The sequence below is a fragment of the Streptomyces sp. NPDC059142 genome (assembly GCF_042755665.1).
Classification (GTDB): Bacteria; Actinomycetota; Actinomycetes; order Streptomycetales; family Streptomycetaceae; genus Streptomyces.
In genome coordinates, this window is sequence record NZ_JBHZDA010000011.1 from 98,243 (window position 1) to 107,558 (window position 9,316).

General features: G+C 69.8%; 7 protein-coding genes and 2 pseudogenes. 6 read left to right on the forward strand and 3 right to left on the reverse strand.

Annotated features, from left to right (window positions below; all coding sequences use genetic code 11):
• Window positions 1-70: 70 nt before the first annotated feature.
• The 6 genes and pseudogenes from ACFXPK_RS06805 to ACFXPK_RS06830 form a co-directional block, all read left to right on the forward strand.
• Window positions 71-749, forward strand: a pseudogene (locus tag ACFXPK_RS06805) (F0F1 ATP synthase subunit delta); the annotation flags it as partial.
• Between the two features lie 157 nt (window positions 750-906).
• Window positions 907-2,502, forward strand: a complete 1,596-nt coding sequence (gene atpA, locus ACFXPK_RS06810) for a F0F1 ATP synthase subunit alpha (RefSeq protein ID WP_385003786.1) — start codon at window positions 907-909, stop codon at window positions 2,500-2,502.
• A 20-nt stretch (window positions 2,503-2,522) separates the two neighbouring features.
• Window positions 2,523-3,455, forward strand: a complete 933-nt coding sequence (locus ACFXPK_RS06815; RefSeq protein WP_385003788.1) for a F0F1 ATP synthase subunit gamma — start codon at window positions 2,523-2,525, stop codon at window positions 3,453-3,455.
• A complete protein-coding gene (gene atpD, locus ACFXPK_RS06820; protein ID WP_365811393.1) occupies window positions 3,455-4,909 on the forward strand; it encodes a F0F1 ATP synthase subunit beta in 1,455 nt (484 codons plus the stop codon). Before ACFXPK_RS06815 ends, atpD begins: the two co-directional genes overlap by 1 nt.
• Before the next feature lie 121 nt (window positions 4,910-5,030).
• Entirely contained in the window at window positions 5,031-5,405 is a 375-nt protein-coding gene (locus tag ACFXPK_RS06825) for a F0F1 ATP synthase subunit epsilon (RefSeq protein ID WP_329829498.1), read from the forward strand.
• Between the two features lie 128 nt (window positions 5,406-5,533).
• Window positions 5,534-5,980, forward strand: a complete 447-nt coding sequence (locus tag ACFXPK_RS06830) for a DUF2550 domain-containing protein (protein ID WP_329829499.1) — start codon at window positions 5,534-5,536, stop codon at window positions 5,978-5,980.
• Window positions 5,981-6,101: 121 nt separating this feature from the next.
• Here the strand turns inward: ACFXPK_RS06830 and ACFXPK_RS06835 are convergent, their stop codons facing one another.
• From ACFXPK_RS06835 to ACFXPK_RS06845, 3 genes and pseudogenes are all read right to left on the reverse strand, one after another.
• Complete coding sequence (locus tag ACFXPK_RS06835; protein WP_385003791.1) at window positions 6,102-7,958, reverse strand: glycosyl hydrolase family 18 protein; 1,857 nt, start codon at window positions 7,956-7,958, stop codon at window positions 6,102-6,104.
• A 273-nt stretch (window positions 7,959-8,231) separates the two neighbouring features.
• A complete protein-coding gene (locus ACFXPK_RS06840) occupies window positions 8,232-8,894 on the reverse strand; it encodes a response regulator (RefSeq protein WP_385072467.1) in 663 nt (220 codons plus the stop codon).
• Window positions 8,891-9,316 (reverse strand): annotated as a pseudogene (locus tag ACFXPK_RS06845) (two-component sensor histidine kinase); the annotation flags it as partial. The pseudogene ACFXPK_RS06845 and the gene ACFXPK_RS06840, both read right to left, overlap by 4 nt.

Sequence of the window (9,316 nt, forward strand, 5' to 3'; positions counted from 1 at the left end):
GTCCGGTCCCCGTCTCTCCCCGCCGGGCTGCTCTGGCCGGGCACCCGGCGCTGATCCTGCGCTTGTTGTCTCTGAGCTGGTACCTGACCGACCCGGCGCGGACCGCCGAGTCCAAGGCCGAGCTGGCCGGATCGCTGCTGCGTGGTCAGGTGGGCGGTTCCACCGCCGACCTGGTCACCGGTATGGTCCGTAGCCGCTGGTCACAGCCGCGCGACCTGGTCGACTCGATCGAGGAGCTGGCCTCCGTCGCCGAGCTGACCGACGCGCAGCGGACCGGTGGACTGGACGACGTCGAGGACGAGCTGTTCCGGTTCGGCCGGATCGTCGAGTCCAGCCCCGCGCTGCGGTCCGCGCTCACCGACCAGGCGGCGACGGTCTCCGCCAAGACCGCGCTGCTGCACAGCCTGCTCGGCGGCCGGGCCAATCCGGCCACCGAACGCCTGGTAGTGCGTCTTGTGACCCAGCCCCGCGGACGTAGCCTGGAAGCGGGTCTCCAGACCCTTTCCCGGCTCGCCGCGGCTCGCCGGGAGCGCATGGTCGCCGTCGTCACCTCGGCGGTGCCGCTCACCGAAGGACAGAAGCAGCGCCTCGGCGCGGCCCTGGCCAAGCTGTACGGCCACCCGATGCATCTGAACCTCGACGTGGACCCCGAGGTCCTCGGCGGAGTGTCGGTACGCGTCGGTGACGAGGTCGTCAACGGCACGGTCGCGGAGCGTCTCGACGAGGCGACCCGGAGGCTGGCCGGCTGAGGCCGGCGGGTTTTCAGAGTTACAGAGCGACAGAGCAGGACCAGCGGCCCGGTTGGGCCGTGCAGAGAATTGCAGAAGATTCCTGGGGGTCGCCCCCAGAGCAAGAACGCAGACCCCCAAGAAACTTCGGGCCCAACAAGGAGAGCAGGGAACCCAGATGGCGGAGCTCACGATCCGGCCGGAGGAGATCCGGGACGCGCTGGAGAACTTTGTCCAGTCGTACAAGCCGGACGCGGCCTCGCGCGAGGAGGTCGGTACGGTCAGCGTGGCCGGCGACGGTATCGCCAAGATCGAGGGACTGCCCTCGGCCATGGCGAACGAGCTGCTGAAGTTCGAGGACGGCACCCTCGGTCTCGCCCTCAACCTTGAGGAGCGCGAGATCGGCTCGATCGTCCTCGGTGAGTTCAGCGGTATCGAGGAGGGACAGTCGGTCACCCGTACCGGCGAGGTCCTCTCCGTGGCGGTGGGCGAGGGATACCTCGGTCGCGTCGTCGACCCCCTCGGCAACCCGATCGACGGTCTCGGCGAGATCGCGACCGAGGGCCGCCGCGCCCTCGAACTGCAGGCCCCCGGCGTCATGGTCCGCAAGTCGGTCCACGAGCCGATGCAGACCGGCTACAAGGCTGTCGACGCCATGGTGCCGATCGGCCGCGGCCAGCGTCAGCTCATCATCGGCGACCGCCAGACCGGCAAGACCGCCCTGGCCGTCGACACGATCATCAACCAGCGCGACAACTGGCGCTCGGGCGACACGAACAAGCAGGTCCGCTGCATCTACGTCGCCATCGGCCAGAAGGGCTCCACCATCGCGTCCGTACGCGGTGCGCTGGAGGAGGCCGGTGCGCTGGAGTACACGACCATCGTCGCGGCCCCCGCGTCCGACCCGGCCGGCTTCAAGTACCTGGCGCCGTACACCGGTTCGGCCATCGGCCAGCACTGGATGTACGAGGGCAAGCACGTCCTCATCATCTTCGACGACCTCTCGAAGCAGGCCGACGCCTACCGCGCCGTGTCCCTGCTGCTGCGCCGCCCGCCGGGCCGTGAGGCGTACCCGGGCGACGTCTTCTACCTGCACTCGCGTCTGCTGGAGCGCTGCGCGAAGCTCTCCGACGAGCTGGGTGCCGGTTCGATGACGGGTCTGCCGATCGTCGAGACGAAGGCCAACGACGTCTCCGCGTTCATCCCGACCAACGTCATCTCCATCACCGACGGCCAGTGCTTCCTGGAGTCCGACCTGTTCAACGCCGGCCAGCGGCCCGCGCTGAACGTCGGTATCTCGGTCTCCCGTGTCGGTGGCTCCGCCCAGCACAAGGCCATGAAGCAGGTCTCCGGCCGGCTCCGTGTGGACCTCGCCCAGTACCGCGAGCTGGAGGCGTTCGCGTCCTTCGGTTCCGACCTGGACGCGGCCTCCAAGGCTTCGCTGGAGCGCGGCAAGCGCATGGTCGAGCTGCTGAAGCAGCCCCAGTACGCGCCGTACCCGATGGAGGAGCAGGTCGTCTCCGTCTGGGCCGGCACCACCGGTCGGATGGACGACGTGCCGGTCGAGGACATCCGCCGCTTCGAGAGCGAGCTGCTGGAGCACCTGCGCCGCGAGCGCAAGGAGCTGCTGACCAGCATCGCCGAGGGCGGCAAGATGTCGGACGACACGCTGCAGTCGGTCGGGGACGCCATCGCCGCCTTCAAGCGGCAGTTCGAGACGTCGGACGGGCAGCTCCTCGGGGACGACGCGCCGGCCGTCAACGCCTCCAAGTGACGACGGAAGGGACCTGACTCATGGGAGCCCAGCTCCGGGTCTACAAGCGTCGCATCAAATCCGTCACCGCGACCAAGAAGATCACCAAGGCGATGGAGATGATCGCCGCCTCGCGCATCGTCAAGGCGCAGCGCCAGGTGGCGGCCTCGACGCCGTACGCGACCGAGCTCACCCGCGCGGTGACCGCGGTGGCGACCGGCTCCACGACCAAGCACCCCCTGACGACCGAGGTCGAGCGGCCGACCCGGGCCGCGGTCCTGCTCATCACGAGCGACCGCGGGCTGGCCGGCGGCTACTCCTCGAACGCGATCAAGGCGGCCGAGCGTCTGACGAGCCGGCTCAGCAGTGAGCGCAAGGACGTCGTGACCTACATCGTGGGTCGCAAGGGAGTCGCGTACTACGGCTTCCGTGAGCGTCCGGTCGAGGACTCGTGGACGGGCTTCACGGACAACCCCACCTACGCCGACGCGAAGGCGGTGGCCGCCCCGCTCATCGAGGCGATCACCAAGGACACCACGCACGGTGGGGTGGACGAGATCCACATCGTCTTCACCGAGTTCATCTCGATGATGACGCAGACCCCGATCGAGAACCGGCTGCTGCCGCTGGCGCTCACCCCGAGCACCGCGGAGGAGTCCGCCGAGGTCCTCAAGCGGGGGGGCGAGGTCCTTCCGCTGTTCGACTTCGAGCCGTCGGCGGAGGACGTCCTCGACGCCCTGCTGCCGCGCTACGTCGAGAGCCGTATCTACAACGCGCTGCTCCAGGCCGCCGCTTCCAAGCACGCGGCCACCCGACGCGCGATGAAGTCGGCGACCGACAACGCCGGGGAGCTCATCAAGAGCCTCTCCCGGCTTGCCAACGCGGCCCGCCAGGCCGAAATCACCCAGGAAATCAGCGAGATCGTCGGTGGCGCGAGCGCCCTGGCCGACGCGACCGCGGGGAGTGAAAATTAATGACGACCACAGTTGAGGCGGCCACCCCGGGGAGCACGGCCGCGGGCCGCGTATCCCGGGTCATCGGCCCGGTCGTCGACGTGGAGTTCCCCGTCGACGCGATGCCGGAGATCTACAACGCGCTGCACGTCGAGGTGGCCGACCCGGCCGAGGACGGCAAGCTCAAGACGCTGACCCTCGAAGTCGCCCAGCACCTGGGTGAGGGCCTGGTCCGCGCGGTCTCGATGCAGCCCACCGACGGTCTGGTCCGCCAGGCCCCGGTGACCGACACGGGCAACGGCATCACCGTGCCCGTCGGTGACATCACCAAGGGCAAGGTGTTCAACACCCTCGGTCAGATCCTGAACGAGCCGGAGGCCGAGGCGCAGGTCACCGAGCGCTGGCCGATCCACCGCAAGGCCCCGGCCTTCGACCAGCTCGAGTCGAAGACCGAGATGTTCGAGACCGGCCTGAAGGTCGTCGACCTGCTGACCCCGTACGTCAAGGGCGGCAAGATCGGTCTGTTCGGTGGTGCGGGCGTCGGCAAGACGGTCCTCATCCAGGAAATGATCATGCGTGTGGCCAAGCTGCACGACGGTGTCTCGGTGTTCGCCGGTGTCGGTGAGCGCACCCGTGAGGGCAACGACCTCATCGACGAGATGACCGACTCGGGCGTGCTGGACAAGACCGCGCTGGTCTTCGGCCAGATGGACGAGCCGCCGGGCACGCGTCTGCGGGTGGCGCTCTCCGCGCTGACCATGGCGGAGTACTTCCGCGATGTGCAGAAGCAGGACGTGCTGCTCTTCATCGACAACATCTTCCGCTTCACCCAGGCCGGCTCCGAGGTCTCCACGCTGCTCGGCCGTATGCCGTCCGCGGTGGGTTACCAGCCGACCCTGGCGGACGAGATGGGTGTGCTCCAGGAGCGCATCACGTCGACCCGTGGTCACTCGATCACCTCGATGCAGGCGATCTACGTGCCCGCGGACGACCTGACCGACCCGGCCCCGGCCACGACCTTCGCGCACCTCGACGCGACGACCGTGCTGTCGCGTCCGATCTCGGAGAAGGGCATCTACCCGGCGGTGGACCCGCTGGACTCGACGTCCCGCATCCTGGACCCGCGGTACATCTCGCAGGAGCACTACGACGCGGCCAGCCGCGTCAAGGGGATCCTGCAGAAGAACAAGGACCTCCAGGACATCATCGCGATCCTCGGTATCGACGAGCTGGGCGAGGAGGACAAGCTCGTCGTCCACCGTGCCCGTCGCGTCGAGCGCTTCCTGTCGCAGAACACCCACGCCGCCAAGCAGTTCACCGGCCTGGACGGTTCGGACGTACCGCTCGACGAGTCGATCGCCGCGTTCAACGCGATCTGCGAAGGGGAGTACGACCACTTCCCCGAGCAGGCGTTCTTCATGTGCGGTGGCCTGGACGACCTGAAGGCCAAGGCCAAGGAACTCGGCGTCTCCTGAGCCTCCGGTTCTGGGAGGGGGGCGGGTTCGACCCGCCCCCCTCCGACGCCCTCATCGACACCCCATAGAATTGAAGCCAACACCCGGCGAAACGGCCGGGTGGTGACCCGAGGAGCCACCCATGGCTGCTGAGCTGCATGTCGAGCTGGTCGCCGCGGACCGCAGTGTCTGGTCCGGCGAGGCCACGCTGGTCGTCGCGCGTACCACGTCCGGCGACATCGGCGTCATGCCCGGTCACCAGCCGCTGCTCGGTGTGCTGGAGTCGGGCCCGGTGACCATTCGTACGAGTGACGGCGGAACGGTCGTGGCGGCTGTCCACGGCGGTTTCCTGTCGTTCGCCGACAACAAGCTGTCGCTGCTCGCGGAGATCGCCGAGCTGGCGGACGAGATCGACACCCAGCGCGCCGAGCACGCGCTGGAGCGCGCGAAGTCGGGTGAGGACGACGCCGCCGAGCGTCGCGCCGCCGTCCGGCTGCGTGCGGTGGCGGCGCGTTAGCGCGGCGTCGCAACGGATTCACCCTCAGCCGCGGCTCGTTCCGGACCCCTCCGGACCGGGTCGCGGCTGAGGCGATGCGGATGCGGTTCCTGTTCCGGTGACTGGATGAGGCGAGGAGGTCGGTGTTGATGGTCCTCGCTCTGCTTGTCTGCGGACTGGTCGTCGTACTGGTTGCGGTGGGGCTCTTCGTCTTCGGTCTGCGCCGGCGGCTGATCCAGCGCTCCGGTGGCACGTTCGACTGCAGTCTGCGGTGGAACGTCCCCGAGGAGCCGGATCTCTCCGGCAAGGGCTGGGTGTACGGGGTCGCCCGTTACAACAGCGACCGGATCAACTGGTTCCGGGTCTTCTCGTACGCGCCCCGCCCGCGCCGTACGCTGGAGCGCTCCGCCATCGAGGTGCTGGCGCGCCGCGCGCCCGAGGGCGAGGAGGAGCTGGCGCTCCTCTCCGACGCGGTGATCCTGGGCTGTACGCACCACGGGGTCAAGGTGGAGCTGGCGATGAGCGACGACGCGCTCACGGGCTTTCTGGCCTGGCTGGAGGCGGCGCCTCCGGGACAGCGTGTGAACGTCGCCTGAGCCCGGCGCACCACCTCCACCGGGACACAGGTCAGGGGCGGCACCGCATCCGCGGTACCGCCCCTTCCGTATGTCCTGCCGGCCCTGTACGTCCTATTCAGGACCGGCCGTGGCCGAGCGGCTAGCCGAGCCCGCTGTTGATCGCCGTCACCAGCTCGCCGTTGGCGGTGTCACCGGTGAAGTCCCAGAAGAACGCGCCGCCCAGGCTCTGCTGGTTGGCCCAGCTCATCTTGGACGCGATGGTCGCCGGGGTGTCGTAGCTCCACCAGTTGGTGCCGCAGTGCGCGTACGCCGTACCGCCGACGGTGCCGGTGGCCGGGCAGGTGTTCTTCAGGACCTTGTAGTCCTCGATGCCCGCCTCGTACGTGCCGGGTGCGGCCCCGGTCGCCGTACCGCCGGGCGCCGACTGGGTGACGCCGGTCCAGCCGCGTCCGTAGAAGCCGATGCCGAGGAGCAGCTTCTTGGCCGGTACGCCCTGCGCCTTGAACTTGGCGATCGCGTCGGCGGAGTTGAAGCCCGCCTGCGGGATGCCCGGGTACGAGGTGAGCGGGGAGTGCGGGGCCGTCGGGCCCTGCGCGGCGAAGGCGCCGAAGAAGTCGTACGTCATGACGTTGAACCAGTCCATGTACTGCGCCGCGCCCGCGTAGTCGACCTTGTCGATCTTGCCGCCGGACGAGGCGTCCGCCGTGACGGCGGCGGTGACCAGGTTGTTCGCGCCGAACTTGGCGCGCATCGCCTGCATCATGTTCTTGAAGACGGCGGGACCGCTGCTGTCGCAGGACAGGCCGCACGCGTTCGGGTACTCCCAGTCCAGGTCGATGCCGTCGAAGACATCGGCCCAGCGCGGGTCCTCCACCAGGTCGTAACAGGACTGCGCGAAGGCCGTCGGGTTCTGCATGGCCTGGCCGAAGCCGCCGGACCAGGTCCAGCCGCCGAAGGACCAGAGGACCTTGATGTTCGGGTACTTCGCCTTGAGCTTGCGGAGCTGGTTGAAGTTGCCGCGCAGCGGCTGGTCCCAGGTGTCGGCGACACCGTCGACGGACTGGTCGGCGGTGTACGCCTTGTCCGTCGCGGCGTAGCTGTCACCCATGGTGCACTTGCCGCCGGTGACATTGCCGAACGAGTAGTTGATGTGCGTGATCTTGCTCGCCGACCCCGACGTCACCAGGTTCTTGACGTGGTAGTTCCGGTCGTAGACGCCCCACTCGGTGAAGTAGCCGAGCTTGACCTTGGTGCCCGGGGTGCCCGGGTCGGTGGAGCCGGTCGTACGGACCGCGCGGGCGCCGCTGACCGGGCCCGTCTGGTCGGCGGTGTCACGCGCCTGGACGGTGTACGAGTAGTCCGTGCCCGCGCTCAGGCCGGTGTTCGTGTACGTCGTGCCGGTGACGGTGGCGACCTTCGTACCGCCGCGCAGCACGTCGTAGTTCTTGATGCCCTTGTCGTCGGTGGCCGCGCTCCAGCTCAGCTTGACTGAGGTGTTGGTGATGTCGCTCGCGGTGGGGGTGCCGGGCGCGGAGGGCGGGTTGTCGCCCGGGACGCTCGGGCCGCCGTCGCAGGAGGCGCCGTTGAGCTTGCAGCCGGAGGGTGCGCCGGCGCCGCTGCCGTTGAAGCCGAAGCTGATCGAGGCACCGGCGGCGAGGGCGCCGTTCCAGGACTTGTTCTTCGCGGTCCAGTGGGTGCCCGAGCCGGTGATGTCCGCGTCCCAGCCGGAGGTGACGGCGGTGCCGGAGGGGAAGTCCCACTCCACCGTCCAGGAGGTGAGGGCGGTGGTGCCGGTGTTCTTCACCGTCCACTTGCCCTCGAAGCCCGTACCCCAGTCGGAGACCTTGGTGTACGTGGCGGTGGCGGAGGTGGCCGCCTGGGCGGGGGTGGCCAGGCCGACGAGTGCGGCGAGGGGCAGCAGCAGGGCGGTCAGGGCCGCGACGGTCCGGGATCCGTGTCTGTGTCTGCGGGGGTGGGGGACGGGCTGGGTGGTCAAGGCGCGCTCCTCGGGTGAGTACGGAGTACGTACCGGTGTTGCGTGCACGCGGCGAGGCTCATCGCAGCGTGTGTGCGGTGAGAGTAGGAAGGTCTGGACCAATCGTCAATAGGTCCAGACCAAAGCCGGAACCCGGGAGCGCCCCCGCTGTCCGGCTTGTCCCGCCCGGACCGCTGGGGCCGCTCGGACCTCTCGGGCCGCTGGGACCGCTGGGGCCTCTCGGGCCTCTCGGGCCTCTCGGGCCGCTGGGACCGCTGGGACCCGCCCGGATCTTCACGGGAGGCCCTGGACGCCCAACTCCCGTGCGAGCACGGCCGCCTGCACCCGGCTGCGCAGCTCCAGCTTGTTGAGCAGCCGGCTCACATGGGTCTTCACCGTGGCCTCCGCCATGTCGAGCCGCTGCGCGATCTCCGCGTTCGACAGCCCCTCGCCCAGCCGCGAGAGCACCTCGCGCTCCCGGCGCGTCAGGGCGTCCAGCACCGCGGGATCGGGCCCGCCGGCCGGCCGCGCCGGGCGCGGCGCCGCGAACTCCGCGATCAGCCGGCGCGTCACCGCCGGGGCGATCAGGCCCTCGCCGCGCGCCACCGTCCGTACGGCGGTGAGCAGTTCACCCGCCTCGGCGTTCTTCAGCAGAAAGCCGCAGGCGCCCGCGCGCAGCGCCCCGAAGACATACTCGTCGAGGTCGAACGTGGTCAGGACCAGGACGTCGGCCAGCCGCTCCGCGACCACCAGCCGGGTCGCCGACACCCCGTCCAGCCGGGGCATCCGCACATCCATCAGCACCAGATCGGGGCGCAGCTCCCGCGCCAGCGCGACCGCGCGCTCGCCGTCCGCCGCCTCCCCGACGACCTCGATGTCGGGTGCGCTGCTCAGGATCAGCACCAGCCCCGCCCGTACCGCCGACTGGTCCTCGGCGACCAGCACCCGGATCGTCATCGTGCGGCCCCCGCTCCGACGGGCAGCACGGCCCGCACCACCCAGACCGGGCCCGTCCCGTCGTCGGCGGCGACCGGGCCGGCCTCGAACACACCGTTCAGCAGGGCGATCCGCTCGCGCATCCCCACCAGACCGGCGCCGGCCCCCGGGGCGCGCGGCCCCGGCCGGTCACCGAACGGGCTGGTGACCCGTACGTCCAGGGTGTGGTCCGTGAGCCCCAGCTCGACGGCGACCGTGCCGGGCGCCGCGTGCTTGACCGCGTTGGTCAGGGCCTCCTGGACGATGCGGTACGCGGCCAGCTCCACCGGCGCGGGCAGCGCGCCGCCGGGGCCGGGGCCCGGCGCCGCCGGGGGGCCGCGCCGGTCGGTGAGGGTGAAACCCGGCCCCCCGGCGGCGCCGGTGGCCCACGCCAGTTCCACCAC

Excerpts from the sequence above, each read along its gene's own strand:
- ACFXPK_RS06840 (WP_385072467.1), bottom strand. The coding sequence starts at position 8,894 with ATGACGATCCGGGTGCTGGTCGCCGAGGACCAGTCGGCGGTACGGGCG.
- ACFXPK_RS06825 (WP_329829498.1), top strand. The coding sequence starts at position 5,031 with ATGGCTGCTGAGCTGCATGTCGAGCTGGTCGCCGCGGACCGCAGTGTC.
- atpA (WP_385003786.1), top strand. The coding sequence starts at position 907 with ATGGCGGAGCTCACGATCCGGCCGGAGGAGATCCGGGACGCGCTGGAG.
- atpD (WP_365811393.1), top strand. The coding sequence starts at position 3,455 with ATGACGACCACAGTTGAGGCGGCCACCCCGGGGAGCACGGCCGCGGGC.
- ACFXPK_RS06830 (WP_329829499.1), top strand. The coding sequence starts at position 5,534 with ATGGTCCTCGCTCTGCTTGTCTGCGGACTGGTCGTCGTACTGGTTGCG.
- ACFXPK_RS06815 (WP_385003788.1), top strand. The coding sequence starts at position 2,523 with ATGGGAGCCCAGCTCCGGGTCTACAAGCGTCGCATCAAATCCGTCACC.